At 64.6% G+C, this 25649-nt stretch carries 24 protein-coding genes; 10 read left to right on the plus strand and 14 right to left on the minus strand.

What is annotated here, in order from left to right; translation table 11 throughout:
* The 9 genes from V7P99_RS06395 to V7P99_RS06435 form a co-directional block, all read right to left on the minus strand.
* On the minus strand, positions 1–1187 hold a 1187-nt coding region (locus V7P99_RS06395), incomplete at its 3' end, for an efflux RND transporter permease subunit (protein ID WP_333793963.1).
* Positions 1187–2290: an efflux RND transporter periplasmic adaptor subunit gene (locus V7P99_RS06400; protein ID WP_333793964.1), complete on the minus strand. Its 1104-nt coding sequence runs from the start codon at positions 2288–2290 to the stop codon at positions 1187–1189. The genes V7P99_RS06395 and V7P99_RS06400, both read right to left, overlap by 1 nt.
* A 97-nt stretch (positions 2291–2387) precedes the next feature.
* Complete coding sequence (locus V7P99_RS06405) at positions 2388–3842, minus strand: GntP family permease (RefSeq protein ID WP_333793965.1); 1455 nt, start codon at positions 3840–3842, stop codon at positions 2388–2390.
* Positions 3843–3869: 27 nt separating this feature from the next.
* A complete protein-coding gene (locus tag V7P99_RS06410; RefSeq protein WP_333793966.1) occupies positions 3870–4910 on the minus strand; it encodes a patatin-like phospholipase family protein in 1041 nt (346 codons plus the stop codon).
* 55 nt (positions 4911–4965) lie between these two features.
* On the minus strand, positions 4966–5535 hold the full coding sequence (locus V7P99_RS06415; RefSeq protein ID WP_333793967.1) for an HdeD family acid-resistance protein: 570 nt from the start codon (positions 5533–5535) through the stop codon (positions 4966–4968).
* A 165-nt stretch (positions 5536–5700) separates the two neighbouring features.
* Positions 5701–6039: a hypothetical protein gene (locus V7P99_RS06420; protein ID WP_333793968.1), complete on the minus strand. Its 339-nt coding sequence runs from the start codon at positions 6037–6039 to the stop codon at positions 5701–5703.
* A 159-nt stretch (positions 6040–6198) separates the two neighbouring features.
* On the minus strand, positions 6199–6702 hold the full coding sequence (locus V7P99_RS06425; protein ID WP_333793969.1) for a YqhA family protein: 504 nt from the start codon (positions 6700–6702) through the stop codon (positions 6199–6201).
* Positions 6703–6941: 239 nt separating this feature from the next.
* Complete coding sequence (locus tag V7P99_RS06430) at positions 6942–8186, minus strand: beta-ketoacyl-[acyl-carrier-protein] synthase family protein (RefSeq protein WP_333793970.1); 1245 nt, start codon at positions 8184–8186, stop codon at positions 6942–6944.
* 151 nt (positions 8187–8337) lie between these two features.
* Positions 8338–8604 (minus strand): acyl carrier protein, encoded by a 267-nt coding sequence (locus tag V7P99_RS06435; protein WP_295558270.1) that lies wholly within the window; start codon positions 8602–8604, stop codon positions 8338–8340.
* 441 nt (positions 8605–9045) lie between these two features.
* Between V7P99_RS06435 and V7P99_RS06440 the strand changes: the two genes are divergently transcribed.
* Positions 9046–10764, plus strand: coding sequence for a long-chain-fatty-acid--CoA ligase (locus V7P99_RS06440; protein WP_333793971.1), 1719 nt, complete (start codon positions 9046–9048; stop codon positions 10762–10764).
* Between the two features lie 10 nt (positions 10765–10774).
* A complete protein-coding gene (locus tag V7P99_RS06445; RefSeq protein WP_333793972.1) occupies positions 10775–11434 on the plus strand; it encodes a GNAT family N-acetyltransferase in 660 nt (219 codons plus the stop codon).
* A gap of 34 nt (positions 11435–11468) precedes the next feature.
* On the opposite strand, the gene V7P99_RS06450 is transcribed toward V7P99_RS06445, so the two are convergent.
* The 5 genes from V7P99_RS06450 to V7P99_RS06470 form a co-directional block, all read right to left on the minus strand.
* The gene (locus V7P99_RS06450) at positions 11469–12773 is read right to left on the minus strand and encodes an acetyl-CoA C-acetyltransferase (protein WP_333793973.1); all 1305 of its coding nucleotides are present in this window, start codon (positions 12771–12773) and stop codon (positions 11469–11471) included.
* A gap of 44 nt (positions 12774–12817) precedes the next feature.
* The gene (locus V7P99_RS06455; protein ID WP_333793974.1) at positions 12818–14836 is read right to left on the minus strand and encodes a 3-hydroxyacyl-CoA dehydrogenase NAD-binding domain-containing protein; all 2019 of its coding nucleotides are present in this window, start codon (positions 14834–14836) and stop codon (positions 12818–12820) included.
* A gap of 15 nt (positions 14837–14851) precedes the next feature.
* Complete coding sequence (locus tag V7P99_RS06460) at positions 14852–17371, minus strand: acyl-CoA dehydrogenase (protein ID WP_333793975.1); 2520 nt, start codon at positions 17369–17371, stop codon at positions 14852–14854.
* Positions 17372–17639: 268 nt separating this feature from the next.
* Positions 17640–18971 carry an NAD(P)/FAD-dependent oxidoreductase gene (locus V7P99_RS06465; RefSeq protein WP_333793976.1) on the minus strand — a complete coding sequence of 444 codons (1332 nt, stop codon included), beginning with the start codon at positions 18969–18971 and terminating at the stop codon, positions 17640–17642.
* Between the two features lie 35 nt (positions 18972–19006).
* Positions 19007–19450 (minus strand): hypothetical protein, encoded by a 444-nt coding sequence (locus tag V7P99_RS06470; RefSeq protein WP_333793977.1) that lies wholly within the window; start codon positions 19448–19450, stop codon positions 19007–19009.
* 115 nt (positions 19451–19565) lie between these two features.
* Here V7P99_RS06470 and V7P99_RS06475 point away from each other — a divergent pair, with 115 nt between their 5' ends.
* The 8 genes from V7P99_RS06475 (at position 19566) to V7P99_RS06510 (ending at position 25594) form a co-directional block, all read left to right on the plus strand.
* On the plus strand, positions 19566–20072 hold the full coding sequence (locus tag V7P99_RS06475) for a thiosulfate oxidation carrier protein SoxY (RefSeq protein ID WP_333793978.1): 507 nt from the start codon (positions 19566–19568) through the stop codon (positions 20070–20072).
* 5 nt (positions 20073–20077) lie between these two features.
* Entirely contained in the window at positions 20078–20404 is a 327-nt protein-coding gene (soxZ, locus tag V7P99_RS06480) for a thiosulfate oxidation carrier complex protein SoxZ (protein ID WP_333793979.1), read from the plus strand.
* Between the two features lie 89 nt (positions 20405–20493).
* Positions 20494–20736: a CDGSH iron-sulfur domain-containing protein gene (locus V7P99_RS06485; RefSeq protein WP_333793980.1), complete on the plus strand. Its 243-nt coding sequence runs from the start codon at positions 20494–20496 to the stop codon at positions 20734–20736.
* A 426-nt stretch (positions 20737–21162) separates the two neighbouring features.
* Complete coding sequence (locus tag V7P99_RS06490) at positions 21163–22077, plus strand: ABC transporter permease subunit (protein ID WP_333793981.1); 915 nt, start codon at positions 21163–21165, stop codon at positions 22075–22077.
* A gap of 3 nt (positions 22078–22080) precedes the next feature.
* Positions 22081–23421 carry a high-affinity branched-chain amino acid ABC transporter permease LivM gene (gene livM / locus V7P99_RS06495; protein WP_333793982.1) on the plus strand — a complete coding sequence of 447 codons (1341 nt, stop codon included), beginning with the start codon at positions 22081–22083 and terminating at the stop codon, positions 23419–23421.
* An 8-nt stretch (positions 23422–23429) separates the two neighbouring features.
* Positions 23430–24341, plus strand: a complete 912-nt coding sequence (locus V7P99_RS06500; RefSeq protein WP_333793983.1) for an ABC transporter ATP-binding protein — start codon at positions 23430–23432, stop codon at positions 24339–24341.
* Positions 24338–25060: an ABC transporter ATP-binding protein gene (locus tag V7P99_RS06505; RefSeq protein WP_333793984.1), complete on the plus strand. Its 723-nt coding sequence runs from the start codon at positions 24338–24340 to the stop codon at positions 25058–25060. The genes V7P99_RS06500 and V7P99_RS06505 overlap by 4 nt, the downstream gene beginning before the upstream one ends.
* A 162-nt stretch (positions 25061–25222) precedes the next feature.
* On the plus strand, positions 25223–25594 hold the full coding sequence (locus V7P99_RS06510) for a DUF6867 family protein (protein ID WP_333793985.1): 372 nt from the start codon (positions 25223–25225) through the stop codon (positions 25592–25594).
* Positions 25595–25649: the final 55 nt, after the last annotated feature.

The raw sequence follows: 25649 nt of genomic DNA on the forward strand, positions 1-25649 counted from the left end.
GCGATGATGAGCGCGCCGAGCGAGATGCGCTGCATGTCGATGCCGGTCAGGTCCATGACCGCGAACACGATGGTCAGCGTCAAGGGAATGGAAAGCGCAATGATGAGACCGGCGCGCACGCCGAGGCTGATGAAGCTCACGGCCAGAATGATCGCCACAGCCTGCCAGAGCGAGGTCATGAACTCCGAGATGGCGCTTTCGACGGTCACCGCCTGATCCGCGACGAGCCGCGGCTCGATGCCGATGGGCAGGTCGGCCTTCAGCTTGTCCATCGCCTGCTTGATATTGCGGCCAAGAGCGAGGATGTCGCCGCCGTCGCGCATGGCGATGGCGAGCCCGATCGCGGGCTTGCCGTTGACGCGAAACAGCGGCTGAGGCGGATCGGAAAAACCGCGCCTCACGTGAGCGATGTCGCTGAGCCGCAGCGTGCGGTTCCCGACCGCGAAATTGACGTCGAGAACGTCTTGCTCGGAGGCGAACGCACCGGACACGCGAAGCGAGAGTGTTTCGTCTCCGGTCTCTATGGTGCCGACGGGCCGTACGATGTTCTGAGATTGAAGCGCGCCGATCAGCGCCGATCTGTCGACGCCGAGCGCGGCCAGCTCCTGCATCGAGAACTCGACAAAGATCTTCTCGTCCTGCGCACCCAGGATCTCGATCTCCGACACATCCGGCACCTGCAGCAGCGTGGAGCGTACGTCCTCCACATAATCGCGCAGCTCGCGGTGACCGAACCCGTCCGCGGTAAAGCCGTAGATGATGCCGTACGTATCGCCGAAGGTGTCGTTGAATGCGGGGCCGACGATGCCCATGGGAAGCGTGTGACGCATGTCGCCAACGTTACGGCGAACTTCATCCCATATGTCGCGCACCTCGCGCGCCGTCGTGTCGCCTCGCAGATTGACGAAGATCGTGGCAACGCCGGCTTTGGTGTAGCTCCGGAGAAAGTCGAGCTTCTCCGTCTCCTGCAGCGTCCGCTCGAGCCGCTCCGTCACCTGATTGAGCGTATCCTCGATCGTCGCGCCCGGCCACGCCGCCTGCACCACCATCGTCTTGATGACGAAGGTCGGATCCTCGGCACGCCCGAGCCGCTTGTAGGAGACGAGGCCGGCAATCACCGCAATGATCATGAAATAGATGACGAGGGAGCGATTGCGGAGCGCCCATTGAGAAAGGTTGAAGCGCATCAGGGCTCCGCTCCGAGAAGTCTTATCTTCTGTCCGGGATGGAGCGCTTGCACGCCCGCCGTCACGATGACATCACCGGCATCGAGACCTTCGGAGATCAGGACGCTTGCCGGATCAAAGCGCGCCACAACGACATTGCGCAGCGATACGCTCAAATCAGTGGGATTCACGATCCAGACGGCCGGCTGGCGGTTCGCCTTGGTGAGCGCGCTCGCCGGTATTTCCATCGCCGCCAGCGTGTCGAGTTCGACACGGCCGTTCACCGCCGCGCCGAGCCGCATCGCCTCCGGCGGATCGGTCAAACCGACCTTCACCTCGAACGTTCGTGTTGTGGGATCGGCTTGGGGAGCGACGGTCCTGATCCGTCCAATGGCCTTCACGCTCGGATCGTCGGCAAGCCGAACCTCGACCTTGGCATCGGCAGGGGTGGATCTCAGAACCTGCGCGGGAACGTCGAAGACGCCATCCCGGCCGGACTGGCGCGCGAGTCGAACGATCATTTGCCCCGCTTGCACGACCTCGTGCGGCTCCGCTCCCGTCGCGGTCACAACGCCGGGTGCGTCGGCCGCAAGCTCAGTGAAGCTGACTTGATCCTCCGCAGCCTTGAGCTGGGCTTCCGCAGAGGAGAGCTGCGCCTCGGCCGTGGCGCGGGCCTTCTCCGCCTCGTCGAATTGCGCGCGCGTGGTCCAGCCCTGGCCGAGCAGCGTCTGCTGCCGTTCGAAGCGATTGCGGCTTTGCGTCACCGCGGCGCGGGCGGAGGCCACATTCGCCTGCGCGGAACGCAGGGCGTTCATTTCGTTCTGAGGCTCGAGCCGCGCCAGAACCTGGCCGGGCTCCACATGATCCCCGGTGCCGACCGTACGCTCGATCATGCGCCCGGCGATACGGAAGCCCAGTGCAGCCTCGTCGGCCGCTTCGATGCGTCCTGTGAGTACGAGCGGCGTTACAGCAGGGCTCTTTTCGACGGTCGTGGTTCGGACAGGGCGCGCCTGGACAGGTTCGACATCCGCGTTGTCGCTGCAGGCCACGAGCGTTGCCGCCAGTATCAAGACAAGCAGTCTGTCGCTCCGAGCTTCGCAAGCTCCCGTGGTCGGCCAGCTCATCGCAAGTGCTCCTCGATGAATGAGCCTTTCAAACTATGCTTCGGGAGCGCGATCCTCGCTGAGCCTTGTGACCGCGCTCAGAAATACCTCGATGACCTCAGAATGATCCGAACAGAGTGCCAAGGATGATGACCGCAACCAGCGCAATCATCGCTCCGAAGATGCAGACCACCACGATGTCGCGGTAGCTCTCGCGATGCGTGGAACCGCATACGGCAAGCAGCGATACGACCGCGCCGTTGTGGGGCAGGCTGTCGAGCGTGCCGGCCCCGATCACAGCGACGCGGTGGAGCAAGTCTGGATGAATACCCTGCGCAGCGGCGAGGCCCATGTAAGTCTCGCCAAGGGCATCGAGCGCGATCGTAAGCCCCCCGGACGCCGATCCGGTGAGCGCGGCAAGAACGTTGGTCGCGACCGTGAGGGAGACCAGCACGCCGCCGCCGATCGAGAGAACCCAATCACGCACGACAGCGAACGCCGGAAGCGCTGCCACGACGGCACCGAACCCGACCAGGCTCGCAACACTGAGAGCCGGCAGCACGGACGCATTGGCGCCGGCATCCATACTCGCGCGTAAATTCAACAGCCGGCCGCGGTTTAGAATGACGAGCACGAGCGTTGCCGTGGCGAGCGCCACAGCCACCGACCACACGCCTCCGACCGCCCGGATGGACGTGCCGCCCCACTGCTCTTCTTCCAGGAAATCGAAATCGAGCGCAGGAAGAACGATCAAGGCCATGACGAGGTTCACCAGAACGACGACGATGAGAGGAAGTGCAGCAATCCAAATCGGCGGCAACGTCTCGGCTTGCTGACCGTGATGCATTTCCGCGGGATCAAACTCCCGTGCGAGGGTTGCGCGCTCACGAATGAACTGATCGTCCGCAACCGCACTCAGGTCCTCGCCGTCGAGGACGCCGAACCCTTCTCCAAAATGCCGGGCTTTCCTCTCCTCTCTCCCGAGCCACCACAGTCCGAAGCCGAGCATGATCGCCGAGGCGACGATACCCAGGCCCGGCGCCGCAAAGGGCGTCGTGCCGAAGAACGGCATGGGAATAGCGTTCTGAATGGCAGGCGTTCCCGGCAGCGCGGACATAGTGAAGGTCGAGGTGCCGAGCGCAATGGCGGCCGGTATCAGCCGCCGCGGAATGTCTGCCGCCCGAAACAGCTCGAGAGCCATCGGAGCCAGCACGAAGAAGGCGACGAACAGACTGACGCCGCCATAGGTCACCGCAGCACCAGCGAGGATGACCGCGAGAATCGCCCGGTTCGGGCCGAGCGTCTCCGTCATGGTCTGCGCAATGGCTTTCACGGACCCGCTGTCGTCCATGAGCTTGCCGAACAGCGCTCCAAGCAGGAACAACGGAAAAAACTGCGCCAGGAATTTCGAGGCATTGCCCATGAACGTCTGCGTCCAATGAGCAAGCAGCGGCTCGCGTGCAAACGCGGAGGCAAGGAGTGCAGCGGCCGGCGCCAGCAGCAGGATGCTCCAGCCCCGGTAGGCAAGCCAGATCAGCAACGCGAGCGCAACGATAATGCCGACCAGCCCCATCGCTAGTGTCCCGATTCGATCATCACACTAGACCTGCTCAAGAAGCGTCTCGAGGTTTACGGACGACGTCCGCCCGAGATCCCTCCGGTGCATCCGCAAGAACTCGTCCGCCGATTTCCGACCCTCGTCTCGAAGCATTCGCAGGAACGGCCACTCCGCATTGAGCTTCGACGAATAGCCGAGCTTGAGCATCGTCGGATTGCGCACGGTATGCACGCGCATCTCTGCCCACAGCGCCCCCTCGCTTTTCCCTGGATCCGCAACCTGGCGCAGCAGCGCGATCATCTTGAGCTCTTTGAGGGTCACCGCGTTGAAGGCAACCTCATTGATCCTGTCGAGGATCTCGCGGGCCGAGCGTGGCGTTCCTGGGCGTTCAACGGGGTTGATCGGCACCAGGATCGTGTCGCGCGCATCGCTTTCGAGCACCAGCGGCATGATGCTCGGGTTGCCCGAATAGCCGCCATCCCAATACGCTTCACCGTCGATCTCGATCGCCTGGAAAAGCTGCGGCAGGCACGCGGAGGCGAGAAGCACATCCGGCTCGATCTCGGCGTTTCTGAAGATACGGCCGCGGCCCGTCCGGACATTTGTCGTGTTCACGAAGAGCTTGATCGTTGCCTTGGTGATGCGATCAAAGTCGATACATTCCGCGAGAACGTCGCTGAGCGGGTTGAAGCCGCCTGGATTCAAATCGTAGGGAGAGATCAGCCGCGCCGCGAGATCCATCGCGACGAAGGCCGGCGAGCTGTCGAGGGTCCAGCGGCCGAGAAGGATGTCGAGAGGGCCGCGCTGAAAAGGGCTGAAGCGCGCCGCCTCCGATACCCGGCGCCAGAACCTTTCGAGCGCCGCGCGCGCGCCGTCGGGGCCGCCCTCCATAAATCCGTCGACAAGCACCGTCGCGTTCATCGCTCCCGCGGAGGTGCCCGAGATTGCGTCTATTTTGAGCGCGTCATCCTCGAGCAGCCTGTCCAGCACACCCCAGGTGAAGGCACCGTGTGCCCCGCCACCTTGGAGCGCGAGATCGATGAGAAGCGGAGCTCTCCGGCCTTTCGAGCGCACGTTGGGCATCAGTGCCTCCGGATCGCTATCTCACCCGCTTCCCATGCTGGGCCGGACCTCAATCCTAAGGCTCGGCCGTGCGGGGCTCCCTCCGGAGCTGAAGCCCGAGCGCAATCCACCACACGCCGTGCAGGAGCAGATCGATGCCGACCAGCGTGCCCAACACCCACAGCCCGCTGACCGGCCACTTCGCAAGGATCACAAATCCGGCAAGAGTACCGACAAGGCCCGAAAGGAGGAGCAGCGATCCCGCCCACCGCCAGTATTGGAAGGACTGAAAGATGCGCATCACGCCGGAAACGATGAGTGCCAGCGCAAATACGAGCGTGAGCACGAGCGACGCGGCCAACGGATCAGCAATAAGGGCCACGCCGCATAGTCCGTAGAGCACGCCAATCAGCAGCCTCAATGCGAAGCCGCGCCAATGCGGCGCTGAAAAAGCATGAATGACTTCCGAGACGCCCGCGACGAGCAAAGCGAAACCGATGATGACGGCGCTGATCACCGTGGCCAGCGCGACATCGCCCAGGATGAAAAGACCTGCCGCGATGAAAACCAGACCGAGCAGGAGGGCTCCCCACCAGCTCGTCGTTGTCAGGTGCGGGCTCGAATGGATAACGGATTTGTCGACCATTTGCAGACCTCTCACAACACAACGATACACAACGATCATGCGCGTGCGATCGGGAGGATCGCTCGACGGTCATCTTCTAGCCCCCGAGAATATTTCTTAGGGACCTCGTCTCTTGTTGTCAGACTTCAGCCGAACGGCAGCGAATGAAGGCGTCCGCTACGTGTGCTACTTCCCTTCGGGAGCCGCCCCTCGCATTTCGGGAACGGCACCGCTCACGGTGCCTGTTGCCGGGAGCTTGCCGGCCTCATCGCCCATTCTATGAGCCGGGCCTTTCGGTGAGGCCGAGCCGCTGGGCCCGGTGTTTTCGCCGGTTGCGGAACTGCCGGTGCTCGGCCCTGTCATATCGGGCACGGCGTTGCGCATCGTCTCGCTAGCAGGAAGCTTCCCCTGATCGCCCATGGTCTTGGCTGGCCCCTTGGGCGCGGGCCTATCGTCGGCAATCGCGGAAACCGTCATGGCTCCGATTGCTGCCATCGCAATGGCGGACGTCATAAAAAATTTCATGAACCGGACTCCTTAGCGATAGGTTTCTCATCACTAGGCGTCCCCCGTGGGCGGACTATATGCGCATTTCTTTTTGCCCGGAATGAAATGTCGCAGGCTCGAGGAAATGTAGTTAACCGCGGCCAGCGCTCCCTCGCAGAAGCGATCGCGTCGAGCACTTTATTCGACGTCGTTCTTTTTGGCCGGCACGCGATGCATCCATGCGGTGATGACGAGAAAAAAGGTCAAAGCCCCGATCATCAGAGCGACCGCTATTCCCAATCCGAGAAGATCGAGTTCGCCGGTGCGCGCGACGGCCTCCTTCGCGAAGAGGACGGCGAGAACCGCCACGATGACGCTGACCAGATTGGTCTTCAGATCCTCGAGATTACGGATGACGAGCCAGCTGGGCAGCGGAAGGGAAGCGTCGACGAACAGGACGAACAGGCCCGCCCCGATGATGTAGCCCACGATGGCGATCAAGAACACGTCGACGGCAGCCAGCAATCCGACGGCGAGAAGCCGCCCGCCCTCGGGTGAGACGGACCCGTCCATGACCGTTGCCACGATCACCGATGCGACGACGGCCGCCTCGTAGAGAATGAGAGCCACCGAGCCTGCGTAGATGCTGAGAACGACAACGACAATGACGTATTTGGCGGAGGCTAGCGTTCGGCGCAGCATGGCTTGGCCTCGTCGGTTGGCCGCACACCCCCGGCGCTACATTACATTGACGGCACGGGCTCGGCTAAGGGCCATGAATGGGAACTCGCGAGGAGAGTAAATCCACGCGGGATGCATTGCCTAGGACGGCAAAAAGCTGGGCGAACGACACGCTCCCTCATCTCCACGTACATAACAAACGACCGGAGCAGCCTGGGGCCGTTCCGGTCGCTGATCTCTGGCTTCGTGGGAGGCTCGCGTTAGGCGGGAGGCGGTCCGAAGACGATGACGGCGTTGAGGCCGCCGAAAGCGAACGAGTTCGACATCGCATAGCCGATCTTCATGCTGCGGCCCACGTTGGGCAGATAGTCGAGATCGCATTCGGGATCGGGTTCGTCGAGACCGATCGTCGGCGGCGCCCAGCTCTCCTGCATGGCCTTGATGCAGGCGACGGCCTCGATGCCGCCGCCAGCGCCGAGGGGATGGCCCGTCATCGACTTGGTGGACGAGATGGCGAGCTTGGAGGCGGCGTTCTTGAACACCTCCTTGATGGCCTTGGTCTCGTTGATGTCGTTGTCCTTGGTCGCCGTCCCGTGGGCGTTGAGATAGTCGATGGCGGAGGCTTCGATGCCCGCGTCGTCGAGCGCCATCTGCATGGCATAGGCCGGGCCCTCGACGGTCGGCTTCACCATGTCCTGGCTGTCGGACGCCATGCCATAGCCGACGAGCTCGGCCAGGATGGTGGCTCCGCGCCGCTTGGCGTGCTCGAGCTCTTCGAGCACCAGAATGCCGGCACCCTCGCCGAGCACGGTGCCGTTGCGCCGCTTTGAGAAGGGATAGCAGCCCTGCGGCGAGAGCACATGGAGCGCCTGCCAGGCCTTCATCGTGCCGTAGTTGATGACGCTCTCGGACGCCCCGGCGATGGCCACGTCGGCGAGATCGTTCTGGATGTAGTCGCGCGCGATGCCGATGGCGTGCGACGCCGTCGAGCAGGCCGAGCAGGTGGCGAAGGTCGGTCCCTTGACGCCATACTCGATACCGACATGCGCCGATGCGGACGAGCCGATGATGCGGAGCAGCGTCAGCGGATTCGTCGCGCGCTTGTTATGGATGAAAAGGTCGCGATAGGCATTCTCGAAGGTCGTGAGACCGCCAGCCCCCGATCCGATGATGCAGGCGGACCGATAGGGGTTCTCGAGCGGAAACTCGAGGCCCGACTGCGCGACGGCCTGCTCGGCGGCCGCAGCGGCGAACCACGAATAGCGGTCCGCGTGCATGATGATCTTATCGCGCTTGTAGTTCTTGAGCTGAACCTTCGGATCAAAATCCTTGATCTGAGCCGCGATCAGAATCTTGAGATCGTCGAGGGGAAAGCCGCCGAGCTCCGAGACGCCGGATTTGCCCTGCTTCAGGCTTTCCCAGAAGTCGCCCACATTGAGGCCGATCGGCGTGACCACGCCGAGCCCTGTGACGACCACTCGACGTGTGCCGCTGCCGTTTTTCATTTGCGCCGGTCTGTCCTTACAACTGGGCCAAGGATCTCGAATGATCGCCCAGCCGAATATTCATAGCGTGGCGGCCCCCATCTGGATCATGGAGGTCACAGGGAAGGAGCCACGTCTCAAGAGCGCCAAGCAAGCGCGCACAATTAGGGATTTATGCCTTCGCGGCAGCCGGCCCGGCGGCCATCAGGCCCTTGACCTTGTCGACGACGGATCCGACAGTTTTGAAGTCGCCGACATCCTCGTTCGCGTTGTAGGGGATCTCGATGCCGAAGGTATCCTCGATGTCGAACACAATCATCGCGAGGTCCAGCGACTCGATCTTAAGATCAGTCAAGGCGGTCGAGAGCGAGATGTCGTCCCTCGGCTCCTTCATATGCTTCTTGAGAATATCGATGATTTTGGTTGCGACTTCGTCCATCTCGATCTCCAAACCCTGCCCAGGTAACCCGCAGGGACCCCGCATTGGTCGACTTAAGTAATCGGGCACTTAAGTAGTGCAGGACCGCAACGTTCACAAGTTCGGGCGTCACATATCCTTAAACCGCCCTGAAGTCTAGCCGATGGGCTTTTACGAAGCCTTGCTACCCTCCGACAAGCGGTCTCTCAGCCCCTCTCAAGCTGAGGGCGACCCTAAGAACATAGTTTTTTACTCCGCCATCACTAGGGCAGAGGCTAGGCGGACGATCCGAAAAAGTGTTGAATGGCCCTACGATAACACACACGGCACCCGCGTCTGAAGGGATATGCTTACCGGGAGAATAGCCACAGCCCAGACAGCCGCGCGGCACTGGGACGCGGGGGCCCGCCTCTGCTCACCGGGCCTGCGGCTGCCGGGACCGGCTCAAGCGGAGGTCCGAGAATGACGAGCGGCGGTCTGGCTCCGGAGGCGGGCCATGCGGTCCATCCCTGGATCGGCAGCTATCCCGACGGCGTGGACTGGCGAATGGCCCTTGTGCCCGAGCCGCTCTTCCATCTCATGGATCAGGCCGCAGCCCGCCACGCGGAGCGGCCTTGCACGGCCTTTCTGGGGCGCACCCTGACCTACGGCGAGATCGGAGCTCTCGTCGATCGCGCCGCGGCGGGCCTGCAGCAACTCGGGGTGATCAAGGGCACGAAGGTGGGCCTTTTCCTTCCGAACACCCCGACATTCGTCGTCTATTACTTTGCGGTGCTCAAGGCGGGCGGCATCGTCGTCAACTACAATCCCCTCTATTCCCTCGAGGAGCTGACCTTCCAGGTGAAGGACAGCGAGACCGAGCTGATGATCACGCTCGATCTCAAGGTTCTGTTCGACAAGGTCGAGCGTCTCGTGGCGGAAAAGGTTCTGAAGGGCGCCGTCGTCTGCTCGTTTCCCGCCCTGCTGCCGGCGGCCAAGGCCGTGCTGTACAAGCTGTTCAAGAGCAAGGACCTCGCCCGCCCCCATGCTTCTCCCGTGCGCGACCGCCTGCGCTTCGAGAGCGAGGTGCTGGGTGGGCCGAATACCTTCGAGCCCGTCGCGATTGATCCCGAGACCGACATCGCCGTGCTGCAGTACACGGGCGGCACCACGGGCACCCCCAAAGGGGCCATGCTGACGCACGCCAACGTTCACACTAACGTGCAGCAGATCGCGGCCTGGGCACCGGATCTCGCCGCCGGCCATGAGAGGGTGCTCGCCGCGCTCCCGTTCTTCCATGTGTTTGCGATGACCGTCGTGATGAACCTCGGTGTCAGGACCGCGGCTGAAATGATCCTGATGCCACGCTTCGTGCTTCAGGAGGCGCTCGATCTCATCGCCAAATACCGGCCGACGATCATGCCGGGCGTGCCGACCCTGTTCAACGCCATCCTCAACCATCCGAAGGTCGCTTCCTACGACCTCACGAGCCTGAAGTTCTGCGTATCTGGCGGCGCGGCGCTTCCCGTCGAGATCCGCGACAGGTTCCATGCCGCCACAGGCTGTCCGCTGGTCGAAGGCTACGGCCTCTCCGAAGCCGCGCCGGTCGTCACCTGCAATCCGCTGACGGGAGCGGCGAAGCGCGGCTCGATCGGGCTGCCGCTTCCGGGAACCGTCGTATCGCTCCGCGATCTCACCGACCCCGCGCGCGAGGTAGCGCAAGGCGAGCGGGGGGAGATCTGTGTCTCCGGCCCACAAGTGATGCTCGGCTACTGGAACCGCCCGGCCGAGACGGCGGAACAGTTCGCGGGCAGCTTCCTGCGCACCGGCGATGTCGGCGTGATGGACGAGGATGGCTTCTTCTACATCGTCGACCGCATCAAGGATCTCATCATCTGCTCCGGCTACAACGTCTATCCGCGGCGGATCGAGGATGCGCTCTACGAGCATGCCGCTGTCGAGGAAGCCGTTGTGATCGGCATTCCCGACAAGTATCGGGGCGAGGCGCCCAAGGCCTTCGTGAAGCTCAAGTCCGGCCAAACCGCGAGCACGGCCGATCTCATGGCCCATCTCCACGGCAAGCTCTCGAAGCTCGAGCTGCCGGCCGAGATCGTCTTCCGCGACAAGCTTCCCAAGACCCTCATCGGCAAGCTCTCGAAGAAGGAGCTCAAAGCCGAGGAGATGCAGCAAGGGCGCGGATAAAGGTCAGGCCTTGGATCTTTCACACTGGACCGGTGCTCCTCGTCCGGAGCGGATCACACTCGAAGGGCGTTACGCGCGGCTCGAGCCGCTCGACAGCGTGCGCCATGGGCAGGATCTCCTAGCGTCGGCCCAGGCGCCCGGAGCGGATGCCCGTTTTCGCTATCTCACCGACCAGCCACCGCACGACTTGGCAAGCTTTACGTCTTGGCTCGCCAAGGCATCCTCCTCCCCTGATCCCCTCTTCTTCGCCGTCATCGATCGCGCAACCGGTCGCGCGGACGGCCGCCAGGCGCTCATGCGTATCGAGCCCGCACACGGGGTGGTCGAGATCGGCAGCATCCTGTGGGGGCCGGCCATTGCCCGCAGCCGCGTCGCCACCGAGGCCTTCTATCTTTTCGCCACGTATGTCTTCGATCGGCTCGGCTACCGCCGTTTCGAATGGAAATGCGATACGTGCAACGAGCCCTCGAGGCGGGCGGCGCACCGGTTCGGCTTCACCTTCGAGGGAGAGTTTCGCCAGCACATGGTGGTCAAGGGCCACAACCGCGACACGGCGTGGTTCGCCATCATCGACCGCGACTGGCCGCGCCTCAAAGCCGGCTATGAGGCGTGGCTGGAGCCTCGGAACTTCGACGCTTCCGGCCAGCAGCGAAGCAAGCTCTCGTTCTGAGCTTGCCCCATGCGTTCCAGCACTGCACGACGCGCTACGCAGCCGCGCGCGCTTCGGCTCGGGCGGCGCTCTCGAGGATGGCCGCAACGCCCATACCGCCCGCCGTGCAGATCGAGATCAGGCCGCGCCCGCCATGCTCGGCGAGCAGCTTCGACAGGTTGGCGAGCACGCGCGCGCCGGTGGCCGCAAACGGATGGCCGAAGGCCAGCGACGACCCCTTGATGTTGAGCTTCGCACGATCGATCTCGCCCAGCGGCTCGTCCCTGCCGAGGTGGGATTTGCAGTAGGCCGGGTCCTCCCAGGCCTTCAGCGTCGCCAGCACCTGCGCCGCGAACGCTTCGTGGATCTCGTAGAAGTCGAAATCCTGGAGCGCGAGGTGCGCGCGGTCGAGGATCTTCGAGACGGCGATCGTCGGCGCCATGAGCAGCCCCTCGCCGGCGACGAAGTTGTTGGCGGAGGTCTGCGTGTAAGAAAGATAGGACTGGATCGCGAGGCCGCGCTTCGCTGCCCACTCCTCGCTGGCGAGCAGCACGCAGGCCGCGCCATCCGTCATCGGCGTCGAATTGGCAGCCGTCAGCGTGCCAGTGTCGGACTTGTCGAACGCCGGCTTCAAGGTCGCGAGCTTGTCGAGGCTAATGTCCGTGCGCAGGTTGTTGTCCCGGAACACGCCGGCCGTCGGCACGACGAGGTCGTCCATATAACCCGAGCGATAGGCCTCGGCGCCCTTCCGGTGGCTCTCGAAGGCGAAACGGTCCTGCTCCTGGCGCGGGATCTTCCATTCGCGCGCCATCAGCTCGCAATGCTGGCCCATGGTGAGCCCGGTACGCGGCTCCGTCACGTCGGGCGGCTGCGGGGCGAGCTCGCGCGGGCTGAAATCCTTGAACACGCGCACCTTGTCCATTGCCGACTTCTGCTGCGGAAGCTGGACGAGACGCCGCGAGAATTTCCGCGAGAAGACAATCGGCGCGTCGGACGTGGTGTCGGAGCCCGCCGCGATACCGCACTCGATCTCGCCTGTGGCGATCTTGGCGCCGATCATCGCTGCGGCCTGGAGGCTCGTGCCGCAGGCCTGCTGCATAGTGACGCCCGGCGTCGAGGGTGCGAGCTTCGTTCCGAGCACCGCCTCGCGCGCGAGATTCCAGTCCTTGGAGTGCGTGACCACCGCGCCGCCAACCACCTCGTCGATGTGCACGCCCTTGAGATCGTATCGCTGCACCAGACCATTGAGCGCGGCCGTCATCAGGTCGAGGTTCGAAAGGTCAGCGTAGAGCGTGTTCGAACGGCAGAAGGGCGTGCGTACGCCGCCCACAATGCCGACCCGCCGCAATGTCCCAGCCATACGTGCCTCCTTCTGCCCCCGCATCCGGCGAAGAGCGTGTTCAACTACTCCGCCGCGAGCACGGCTGCCTCGCGCGCTTCGCTGGCCTTGAAGTGGAGCGGTCCGCCGCGGAACGGCGCAAAGCCCGTGCCGAAGATGACGCCGGCGTCGACGAGGTCGGCATTCGCCACCACACCGTCGACCAGGGCCCGCTCGGCCTCAGCGATGATCGGATCGACGAGCTCGCGGCCGAAGCGCTCGAGGTCGGCGGCGTCATAAGCCTTCTCGCCCTTGTCCGGCCGTCCGTTCTTCCAGGTGTAGAAGCCCTCTCCCGTCTTCTTGCCGAGCTTGCCCTGCTCGACCAGCCGCTGCAGCAGCGAGCCGTCAGGCGACAGGCCGAGAATGCGCCCCACGTGCGCGCACACGTCGAGGCCCACCGTATCCGCAAGCTCGATGGGGCCCATGGGCATGCCGAATACGCGCGCCGCCTCGTCGATCTTCTCCTTCTCCTCACCCTTCTCGAGCCGCGCCATGGCCGCCATCATGTAGGGCGCGAGGATGCGGTTGACGAGGAAGCCCGGAACGCTCTTGGCGATGAGCGGGAACTTGCCGATGGCGGTGATGAAGCGGGCGCCCTTTCTCACCTCCTCCTCGCGGCTTTGCGCTCCGCGGATCACCTCCACGAGCGGCATCAGCGCCACGGGGTTGAAGAAGTGGATGCCGATCAGGCGGCCCGGATCCTTGAGCGGCGCGGCGATGGCCTCGACCTCGAGCGAGGACGTGTTGGTTGCAAGCACGGCGCCGGGCTTGATCTTGCCCTCAAGCTCCACGAACAGGTTCTGCTTGACGTCGAGGCGTTCGACGATGGCCTCGATGATGACATCGGCGTGCGCGGCACCGACGCCCTCGGGATCGGCGATGAGCCGCGCCTTGGCCGCCGCCTTCTGCGCCCTGGTCTTGAACTTTCTGGAGAAGAGCTTGCCCTGCGCCTTGATGCCCGTCTCGATGGCATCCGGCGAGAGATCCTGCAGCGTCACCTCCATCCCAGAGGCGACGCACCAGCCGGCGATATCCGCGCCCATCGTCCCGGCGCCGATGACGTGCACGCGCAGGGGCTTCCAGTCGAGATCCTTCGGCGCCTGGTTCTTGAGCAGCTCCGAGAGCTTGAACACGCGACGCAGGTTGCGCGATTGCTCCGACACCAGGAGCGGCGCAAACGCATGCGTCTCGGCGGACTTCATCGTCTCGAGATCGCCGCCGTGGCGCTCGAAGAGATCGATCAGACGGAACGGCGCGGGGTAGTGATCCTCCCGCACCTTCTTCCCAGTCTCGTCGCGCATCTTGCGGGCGAGCAGCGCCCGCGCCGGCCAGAGCGCGAGAAGCCGTTTCGCAAGAGCGGCCCGCTTCGCCTTGCGCTTGCGGAGCACGGCCTTGCGCGCCGCCCACCGCAGCGAGCCGCGGCTCGCAACGAGTTCGTCGATGAGACCGATGGCACGGGCGCGCGACGCGCCGATCATGCGCCCCGTCAGCATGGCCTGCATGGCGGCCACGGGGCCTGCCTGGCGGATGGCGCGCGCCGTGCCGTTCCAGCCCGGGAAGATGCCAAGCTTGACCTCTGGAAACCCGACCCGAGTTTCCTCGTCCCGCGTGGCAATACGGTAATGGCAGGCCAGCGCCAGCTCGAGGCCGCCGCCAAGGCAGAGACCGTGTATCCCCACGACCACCGGAATCGGAAGCCGCTCGATGCGGTCGAACAGCGCCAGGACGAGGCGCAGCCGCTCGACCACCTCCGCTTCGGTCTTGATGCCGTCGAACTCGTTGATGTCGGCGCCGACGATGAAACCCTTCTCCTTGCCGGAGAGAAGGACGAGGCCCTTCATCGTGCGCTCCCGCGCGCCCTCCTCGGCCCGCGCGACGATCTCGGCGAGTTCCTCGAGCGGCCGCGTCCCGAGCGCGTTGACGCTCGCGCCCTCGCGATCGAAGACCGCCCAGCCGATCCCTTCCAGATCGACGGAGAATTGCCAGTCGCGGAACTGAGAAGCGCCGGCCTCGGGCCCTACGCGCTCTCCGCTGTTGTCAGCCATGCCTCGCCTCTCTCATCACGATGGGGTCGCGCCTGCATGGTCCCGAAGGCCGCGTGCCGTGCTCGGCGCCGACGCCCTTCCATAATGCGGCATCAACTCGTCAGGCGCAAAATGATCCACGGCGATGGCACGCTGGGTCAAGACCTCAGCCTCGCGCAGCAGCGCCGCTTCGCTCTCTGTGATGGAGCCCGCGTCTGCCGCTTCCGCAATCCAGTCCCGCCCATGATAGCGGCGCACGATGCCGGTCCGGATCGCGCGCTCGAGCTTCTTCTCCGCCTCTTCCACCGCCGCGACCTTCCGGAAGGCGACCTCGAGCAACCCCGTCGGGTCATCGGGATCATCGGATATGAACATGTCGCGCGTCAGGCGATCGCGAACCTCTCCCGGCACAAGCACCGGGCGGACGACGCGTGAAGCGAGCGCATCGGGTGCCGGATAATAATGGCGGCCATACGGAAACACGAGCACGCGCAGCACCGGGCGCAGCACCGCATTGGGGAAGTTCTCGATCGTGCCGCGCAGCGCCTCCTCGAAGCGATAGAGGCCGTTGGCAGCAGCAAAGGCGACGATCGGACGATCGGCCTCGGGGCTGCCGTCGTCCTCAAAACGCTTCAGCACGCACGCCGTGAGGAAGATCTCGGAAAGCGCGTCCGCGAGCCGCCCGGTGAGCTTCTGCTTCACCTTGAGGCCGCCACCGAGCAGCGCCACCGTGAGATCGGAGACCAGCGCGAAATTGCGGGCGGCACGCGAAAGCTGCCGATAGATAGGAGCAAGCCCCTGTGTGTCCGTCGGTGCCCCGGCAAAGCGTCCGAGCGTGAGGTTATGGAAGAACGCGCCAGCGATGTTCGATGCTGAGAATGCCGCATGCCCGCAGAACGCTTTATCGAAGGCCGCGAGCCCCGCGGCGCTGTCGGGATCGCGAACGGCCTGCACCTCCTTGTAGAGATAGGGGTGCGCCCGCAGCGCGCCTTGCGCGAACGTGATCAACGTGCGCGTGAGGATGTTGGCGCCCTCGACCGTGATCCCGACCGGCACGAGCTGATAGGCGGCCTGGAGATAGTTCGACGGCCCATCGCAGATGGCGCGCCCGCCGTGAATGTCGAAAGCGTCGTTCACGCTCCGCCGCAGCCGCTCGGTCGTTTGATACTTCATCAACGCCGAGAGGACGGACGGCCGCTCGCCGCGCGAGACCATGGCGGCCGTCACCGCGCGCGCCGCTTCGTTGACGTAGGCATTCTCGACGAGCCGGGCGAGCGGCTCCTCTACGCCTTCCATGCGTCCGATGGGGAGGCCGAACTGGCGGCGGATGCGTGCATAGGCAGATGTGAAGCGCAGCATCGCCTTGGCGCCGGCGGTGGCCGAAGACGGCAGCGAGATAGCGCGTCCGGCCGCCAGACATTCCATCAGCATGCGCCAGCCCTGGCCGATCCTCTCCTGGCCGCCAATCACCCAGTCGATGGGAATGAACACGTCGCGGCCCGATGTCGGCCCGTTAGGAAATGCGGCGCCGGAGGGAAGATGGCGCCGTCCGATTTTGACGCCGGGGTGATCCGTCGGGATGAGCGCGACGGTGATCCCGATGTCCTCGACCTCACCGAGGATTTTATCAGGATCGAAGAGGCGGAAAGCGAGCCCGAGCAGCGAGGCGTCGGGACCGAGCGTGATGTAGCGCTTATCCCAGGAGAGCCGAATGCCGGTCGTTTCGCGCCCTTCGTGCTCGCCTTTGGTGACGTAGCCGACATCGCGCATCGCCGCCGCGTCGGAGCCCGAATTAGGGCCAGTGAGCGCAAAGCAGGGCACGTCGAGCCCTTGCGCGAGCCGTGGCAGGAAATGCGCCTTCTGCGCTTCCGTTCCATACCTCTCGATCAGCTCTCCGGGACCGAGCGAATTCGGCACCATGACGATGGTGACCACGTCCGGCGAGCGCGAGGCGATCTTGCCGAGGATCAGCGACTGCGCCGCGGCCGAAAAGCCCAGGCCGCCATGCTCCTTGGAGATGAGCATCCCAAGAAAGCCCTTCGCCTTGACGAAGTCCCACACCTCTTTGGGCATGCGCCGCTCGACATGGCGGATCCGCCAGTGGTCAATCATGCGGCAGAGCTCTTCCGTCGGCCCGTCGAGGAAAGCGCGCTCTTCATCCGTCAACGTGGCGGTTGGGAGCTCGCGCAGCTTCCCCCAGTCGGGCGTGCCGGAAAAGATCTCGGCATCGAAGCCGACGGTGCCGGCATCGAGCGCCTGCTGCTCGGTGTCCGAGATGCGCGGCAGCACGGCCCGCATTTTCTTGAACACCGGCTGGATAAGCGCACGCCGGCGCACGCCGTCGATGGAGAGCGACCCCAACGCGGCCAGCACCAGCCAAACGAGACCGCCAAGAAAGCCTGCGTGGGGGAGATGCGGCCCGCCATGAAAGAGGCCGCACTGCCAGGCAAGTGTCACCGCGCCAAGGCTCACGGCCCACTGCCAAGGCTTGGCACGCGCCATGGCGAGCGCCATGGAAACGGCGACGAGAACGATCAGAAGCAGACTCAACGCCATCGATCTTTTTCCGCTCCCGGATCAGTCTTTGGGCTCAGGCTTCTTCGCCGGGTGCGCCCCTAACATTTCCGAAACGGCCAGGGCCCACGCAAGCGGCAAGGTAAGGGAGAATATTAAAGTCTTTCTCTCCGCGGTGCGGACAAACCGGCAGCCTGATCGGGGTTGTACTCTCCCCTCATCCATATAGCAGCGGTGGCACTTGCGGCAACCGGACCGCGTCCGTACCCATTAAAGGGCACCCGGCCATAAACTGATGCCGAGCCGCGTCTCACCCTCGTTTCCCGGGATGCATTCCAGTTGTAGAGGCGGGCTTGGCGAACATTTCGTCCGTCAGCGTCTGGTACCAGGCAAGGCTGTCCTCGTAATTCTCCCTACGCGTCGCGGCGCTTTCACCTGTCTTCGAGATGAACGGATCGATCGGCACCAGCGCCGGCTTGCCCTTGAGCTTGCCCGGCGCGTAGTCTGCCCCGATCTTCACGCTGTCGTCGGGGGCGAGCTTCGACCAGCAGGTATTGCGATAGGCGGCCGGTGGCCGTTCCGCGCCCGTGAGATCCGCGAGGATATTCGCCGCCACGCCGCGCGCCTGGCTGGCTGCGGAAAACGCCGATTTCGGCATGTCGGTGGCGATGGCCGCATCACCCAGCACATAGACGTCGTCCGCGACGGCCGACTGGAAGCTCTCGGGCTTGATCGGGCACCAGTCGCCCTCGGCAAGACCCGCCTCGCGCGCGATGGCGCCAGCCGTCTGGTCCGGAATGATGTTTGCGAGCTGAGCCCGGAAGACCTCGCCGGAGCGCGTCTCGACCTCGCCCGTCTTGGCATCGACGCGGGCCACGCCCATGTCGTCAAGATCATCGGTCAGACGCAGCTCGATGATGCCTTTATAGTAGCGCGCAAACGCCTCCTCGAAGAGTTCCTGCTTCGAGAACGCCATCTTGGCGTCGAGGATCACCACCTTGCTGCGCGGCTTTTCCCGCTTGAGGTAATTGGCGATGAGGCAGGCTCGCTCGTAGGGCCCCGGAGGGCAGCGATAGGGGTTGCGCGGCGCGGCGACAACGACGAGGCCGCCATCCTCCATCGCCTCGAGACGAGCACGCAGGATCCGGACCTGCTCACCGCCGGACCAGGCGTGAGGCATGATCTCGCGCGCCGCCTCTGTGTAGCCCGCGATGGCGTCGAACTTGAAGCCAATGCCGGGCGCCACGGCCAGCCGGTCATAAGGAAGCCGCGCACCTTCGGCGAGCCGTACCTCTCGCCGCTCGAGGTCGATGGCGGCAGCACGGTCATGCACCACGTCGATGCCGAGCGCCACGAGCCCGTCATAACCGTTGGTGATGCGGCCGAGCGAGAAGGATCCCCCGATGACATGGTTCGAATAGAAGCAGGAGATGTACTGGCGCTGCGGTTCGATCAACGTCACGGAAAGCTGCGGCGCGGCCCGCTTCAAGGTTACGGCAAGCGTAGCCCCGCCGGGACCGCCGCCGACGACGACGACGCGTCCGCCAGCCGCCGCGCGCGCGGCACGGGGGCGCACCAGTGCTCCAAGGGATAGGGCCGCTGCAAAGCCGCGCGCAAGCTGCCTGCGATCGATCTCGATCATGGCGCCATGCGTCTCCTCTGTTCGAACGCGCTGCGTCACGGCCGCGCCGGAAACCCCGCCGCAACCAGGATGGGCTGCAGCTCACCGTAGAAATAGTCTGCACCAGGATAGCCCGTGATGCGCCCCACCTCCCGGCCGGCGCGCAGCACGAGGAACGTCGGCGTATAAACGATAGGAGCCAACTCCCCGATCTCGGACGCCCCGCGGCGCACGCGTAGAAGGGGTGCGAAACGGCCTTCGGCACTCTTTGGGTAGCCGATGCCGATCTCGGCATCCCATTTGCGGCAGAAGCGGCAACCCGGCTCTTCGACCATGATCAGGCGCACCGGCGGCGCGGCCCGGGCCTCATGGCCAACCGCCTCGGGCGCGGCCGCTGCGGGAAGCAGCCCAACCGCCGCAAGAAGCGCGGTGCCGAAGATTTTTCGAAGGCGTTGGATGCCGGTGCCGGGCAGCATGTTTGCGCCCCCTTTCTGTCCCATGCTAGCAGTCTCGCTTATGTTGGAGAAGCGACACCGCAAGATGCCGCCCGAGATGCCGGCTACGGCGCCGCCGAGATCGGACGGGGCCTCTCCCGTCAGCCGAGGCGCTTGCGACGTGACCCGTCGCACGCTCTTCGCCGGTGTGGCAGCCGTCACGGCGGGCGCTGCCCTCGGCCCCCGCTCGGCCTACCCGGGCATGACACCGTCTGCCTCTGCTGGAGCGCAGGCCGCAGCTGAGCCTGCTCGCCGTCCGCCCACGCCCCAGTTCCAGGAGGCGTTTGCGCGCATCGTCCGCAGTGGCACGCCGGTCGAAGGTCCGATGACACTCGAAATGCCCGAGGACGCCGAGAACGGCAACATCGTGCCTTACAAGATCTCAGTCGATAGCCCGATGACCGAGGAGGACCACATCGCCGAGGTGCACCTTCTCTCGACGCAGAACCCGCAGGCCGTTGTGGCGATCTTCCATTTCACGCCGCTCTCCGGGACAGCCGTCGTCGCCGGGCGCATGCGGCTCGCGAGGACGCAGGAGGTGGTGGCGGTGGCGCTCACCTCCCGCAACACGCTGATCGCGGCCCGCGCCGAAGTCGAGGTCGGCATCGGTGGCTGCGGGACGGAGTGACGGACATGGCCGCTTCCAAGCCCCGCATCAGGCTGCCCGACGAAATCCGCACCGGTGAGATCATCGAGGTTAAGGCGCTCGTCACCCACGTCATGGAGACGGGAAACCGCAAGGATTCCGAGGGACGGCCGATCCCGCGCAATATTATCCACACCGTCACCGCCCACTATGACGGCGCGCTCGTGTTCAAGGCCGAGCTCGGATCGGGTATCTCGGCCAATCCCTATCTCGCCTTCACGCTCAAGGTCCCGGGCCCCGGCGAGCTTAAGATCACCTGGCTCGATGACGAGGGGGACGAGACGGTCGTACGCTATCCCGTGAGCGTCGTTTGAGGCCTTTCGACCGAGGCCGAAGCGAAGGACTTGCCCGCTGGCCCTGAAGCCGCTACGCGGAGGCTTCGGTTCCAAACGGGAGGGGACCCATGGCAGAAGAACCTATCGTTGCACAGACAGGCCCTTACCAGGTTGACCTGGTTGAGGGCGAGACCTACTGGTATTGCCGCTGCGGCCGCTCGCAGGCGCAGCCTTTCTGCGACGGATCCCACGAAGGCACGGGCATCGAGCCCTTGGAGTTCGTCGCTCCATCGACGGCCACGTTTAATCTTTGCGGCTGCAAAGCAACGGACGATGAGCCCTGGTGTGACGGCACCCACAACATGATCTGAGCCGGCAGGCCGACGAAGTTAGAGCGAATCGCAAGTCACCTTCTTGCATTCCACTTGCCGCCGGCGACGCCAAAAACTTGCGCACTTTTCGCATAAATCCACAGGTGCGCGGGCGCTGGAGCCATAAAGCCGGCGCAAATGCGAAAAATTAGTTCCCATATGCGCACCCCCCGCTCTAAACAGCTAGAGCCGAGCCTATTCGGGCGGACTCATCCGAATAGGTAAGGACGCGCGCTCAAACAAACGTCTAGATTTGTAACCAGCGCAAGCGAACGGAAAATGCTCTAGAGTGCTTCCGGAAAAGTGGGAACCGGTTTTCCGGAAAGAAGCACGAAGAAACAAAAACTTAGAGCCGTTCCCCGTTTCCACTTAAACCGGAACGGCTCTAGGGTCACCGTCGACTCCGGGGAGGGGGACCGCCGGCTTATGGATTATTTTGTCCAGCAGCTCATCAACGGGCTCACGCTCGGCTCCATCTACGGCCTCATCGCCATCGGCTACACCATGGTCTATGGCATCATCGGCATGGTCAACTTCGCCCATGGCGACGTGTTCATGCTGGCCGCCTTCATCGCGCTGATCCTGTTCATCCTGCTGACCCAGCTCTTGGGGATAGGCTCGCTCGCCCTTGCACTCCTGATCGTGCTGGTGCTCGGCATGGCGCTCACCAGTCTCTGGGGCTGGGTCATCGAGCGCTTCGCTTACCGGCCGCTCAGAGGCTCCTTCCGGCTCGCCCCGCTGATCTCGGCCATCGGCATGTCGATCTTCCTCTCGAATTTCGTCCAGCTCGTACAGGGTCCCCGCAACAAGACGCTCGAGCCCATTCTCACGGGCGTGCTCGTCATCCCCGTCGGCAACGGCTCCGTCACCCTGGCGGAGAAGCAGCTCCTGATCATGGTGGTCACCGTCGCCCTCCTCGCGGTGCTATGGTACGTCGTGCGGCGCACGTCTCTCGGGCGCGCGCAGCGAGCCTGCGAGCAAGATCGCAAGATGGCGGCGCTTCTCGGCGTCGACGTGGACCGCACCGTCGCCCTCACCTTCATCCTCGGCGCCGCGCTCGCGTCCGTCGCAGGCCTTCTCTGGATGGGCTATTATGGCGTGATCAGCTTCTCCGACGGCTTCGTGCCGGGCATCAAGGCCTTTACGGCCGCCGTGCTCGGCGGCATCGGCTCGCTTCCCGGCGCCGTGCTCGGCGGCTTGCTGATCGGCCTCATCGAGACCCTTTGGTCCGCCTACTTCTCCATCGACTACAAGGACGTGGCGGCGTTCTCGATCCTCGCCATCGTGCTGGTCTTCCTGCCGTCGGGGCTGCTGGGACGGCCCGACGTCGAGAAGGTCTGACCGATGGGCGCGACGGCTGATGCACTGAAGCGTGCGCTTCTCGCCGCTCTCGTCACGCTCGGCCTGGCGTTCCCCATCGTCGCCCTACGCACGGAGGCGAACCTCTCCAACCAGCTCGTGCTGACCCCGCGTTGGGGCGTGGTGCTGACGCTCGCGGCCATCGCCTTCGTGGCCACGTTCCTGCTCACCCTTATCAGGCCGGCAGGCCCCGCGCGCACCATTCCCCAGAAGACGCGAACAGCGCCACCGCATCCGATCATGCGCCATCTGCCGCGCATCGGCCTGGCGCTCCTCCTCGCCTATCCGCTCGTCGCGTTCGCCGTCGCCGAGGCCGGCGGGCCGGGCGTTCTGAAGCTCGTCGATACCTACGGCATCCAGATCCTGATCTACGTGCTGCTCGGGCTCGGCCTTAACATCATCCTCGGGCTTGCCGGTCTGCTCGATCTCGGCTTCGTGGCCTTCTATGCCGTCGGCGCCTATTCCTCGGCGCTGCTCACGACCACATTCGGGCTGTCGTTCTGGATCGTCCTGCCGCTGGCCGGCATCCTGGCCGCTTTCTGGGGCGTCATGATCAGCCTGCCCGTGCTGCGGCTCAAGGGTGACTACATTGCCATCGTGACGCTGGCCTGCGCGGAAATCGTCCGCCTGGTGCTCGTCAACTGGGTGCCGGTGACGGGCGGCTACGCCGGCATCTCGAGCATCCCGAAGCCGACGCTCTTCGGTCTCTCCCTTGGCTCCGAAGCGGGCTCGCTGCCATCGCTGCTGGGCCTCCCCCCATCGCCGATCTACCGGCTCGCGTTCATGTACTATCTGGTGCTGGCGCTGGCGCTCGCCGCCTATTGGGTGACGCTGCGGCTGCGGACGCTGCCCGTCGGCCGCGCCTGGGAGGCCATGCGGGAGGACGAGATCGCCTGCCGCTCGCTCGGCATCAACACGGTGACGACGAAGGTCACGGCGTTTGCCGCAGGCGCCTTCTTCGGCGGGCTCGCCGGCGCGTTCTTCTCGTCGCATTACGGCTTCATCAGCCCGAAGTCGTTCGAGTTTCTGGAGAGTGCCATGATCGTCGCCATTGTCGTCCTCGGCGGCCTCGGCAGCATGGTCGGCGTCGCCATCGCGGCCACCGCCATGATTGGCGGCACCGAGCTCCTTCGCGAGCTCGGCGTGCTGAAGGCCGTGTTCGGCCCCGACTTCGACCCCGCCCAGTACCGCATGATGCTGTTCGGGCTTGCGATGGTCATGCTGATGGCCTGGCGGCCGAAAGGGCTCATCGCCACGCGCGAACCGACGGTGCGCTTGAAGCCGCCCGCAACGCGCGGCGCGCCGGCCGCTGCTCCGGCGGAGTGAGGCCGTCCATGCGCTGGCTCGAGGATCCTCTGCTTGTCATAGACCATCTCTCGATGCGTTTCGGGGGCCTGGTGGCGATCAACGATCTCTCGTTCACTGTCGGCCGCGGTGACATCACGGCGCTCATCGGGCCGAACGGCGCCGGCAAGACCACGGTCTTCAACTGCATCACCGGTTTCTATCGGCCGAGCAGCGGACGCTTGGCGCTGGCCCATGGCGGCGCCGCCACCCCCGAGGCGGTCGATGCGCTCGCGCGCTCCAGCAAGCGCCGCACGCAGGGGGCCTCGCCCGAGCTGTTCCTGCTCGAGCGCATGGCGGACCATGCCATCGCATCCGAAGCCCGCGTCGCACGAACCTTCCAGAACATCCGCCTTTTTCCAGGCATGACCGTTCTCGAGAACCTGATCGTCGCCCAGCATAAGACGCTGATGGCCGCGTCCGGCATGAGCATCGCCGGCCTTCTCGGTCTTGCGAAATACCGCGCTGCCGAGCGCAAGGCCTTCGAGCTGGCACGCGCCTGGCTCGAGGTCGTCGGCCTCGTCGATCGCGCCGACGATCCGGCCGGCGATCTCCCTTACGGTGCCCAGCGGCGTCTCGAGATCGCGCGCGCCATGTGCACGAACCCGGTGTTGCTCTGCCTCGATGAGCCGGCGGCCGGCCTCAACAATCGAGAGAGCGCGGAGCTGACGCGCCTGCTGCGTGGCATCCGCACGCAAACCGGCGTCTCGATCCTGCTCATCGAGCACGACATGTCCGTGGTCATGGACATCTCGGACCACGTCGTCGTCATCGAATACGGCGTCAAGATCGCCGACGGCACGGCCGAGAGCGTCAAGAACGATCCGAAGGTCATCGCTGCCTATCTCGGCGTCGATGACGAGGAAGTCGCGGACGCCACGGCAGGGAAAGGCACACCATGAGCGCGCCCCTGCTCGCAATCGAAGGCGTCTCAGCCTTCTATGGCAACATCCAGGCACTCAAGGGCGTGTCTCTCGAGGTGCGGCGCGGCGAGATCGTGACCTTGATCGGGGCCAATGGCGCCGGCAAGTCGACCCTGATGATGACGGTGTTCGCCGACCCGCGTGCGCGGGAGGGCGAGATCCTGTTCGAAGGCCAGCCCATCACCCGGCTCGCGACGCATGCCATCTCGCGGCTCCGCATCGCCCAGTCGCCGGAGGGGCGGCGCATCTTCCAGCACATGACCGTGCTCGAGAACCTGCAGATGGGCGCCGCCGTCGATGGCAGCCGGCACTTCGATGAGGATCTCGAGCGCGTCACGCAGCTTTTCCCCCGCCTCAAGGAACGGCTCGCCCAGCGTGGCGGCACGCTCTCGGGCGGCGAGCAGCAGATGCTCGCTATCGCGCGCGCCTTAATGAGCCGGCCGAAGCTCTTGATGCTGGATGAGCCCTCACTTGGCCTCGCGCCTCTCATCGTGAAGCAGATCTTCGCCACCCTCGCAGAGCTCAACCGGCAAGGCATGACGATCTTCCTCGTCGAGCAGAATGCCTTCCACGCTTTGAAGCTTGCCGACCGGGCCTACGTGATGGTGAACGGCGTGATCACGATGAGCGGGCCGGCACGCGAGCTTCTCGCACGGCCCGAGATCCGCCAAGCTTACCTCGAAGGCGGGAGGCACTGATGCGTGCATCCGGCACTCCTTACGCAACACGCGCGATTAGCAGGGAGTCGTCGGAAAAGAGGCAACCAACTTGCCCGCACCCAAACGTCATCCCGGCGAAGGCCGGGATCCACGCCAGCTTCCGCAGATACGACGACGCCGGCACGAGCCCAGGAGACCACGATGCTTGAGCAGCTTTTGACGGTGCTCGGCTACGCGAACACAGGAGCCAACACGGCCTGGCAATTCGTGCTGCTCACGCTCCTGATCGGCGGCGGCGCCGCGTGGCGGACGGGTGAAGCCGTGGCCCAGAACTGGGGCCCCATCTGGCTGGTCGCGGCCTATACGGCGCTGCTCGCCGCCGCGGTCCGCTTCCTCCACTACGCACTATTCGGCGGAACCCTGCTGTCGCTGCCGAGCTACCTCGTGGATGTGTCGGTGCTAATCGTGATCGCGCTCCTCGCCCATCGTATGCGCCGCGCCCGCCAGCTGACGGAACAGTACCCCTGGATGTTCAAGCGCTCGGGGCCGCTCACGTGGCGCAACGGCCCATAAGGGCGCATACGGGCATGACACGGCCGCCGTTTCGCGCAACAACGCCGTGTCAGCG

Origin of the sequence: Hyphomicrobium sp. (assembly GCF_036780825.1) — a bacterium.
Lineage (GTDB): Bacteria > Pseudomonadota > Alphaproteobacteria > Rhizobiales > Hyphomicrobiaceae > Hyphomicrobium_C.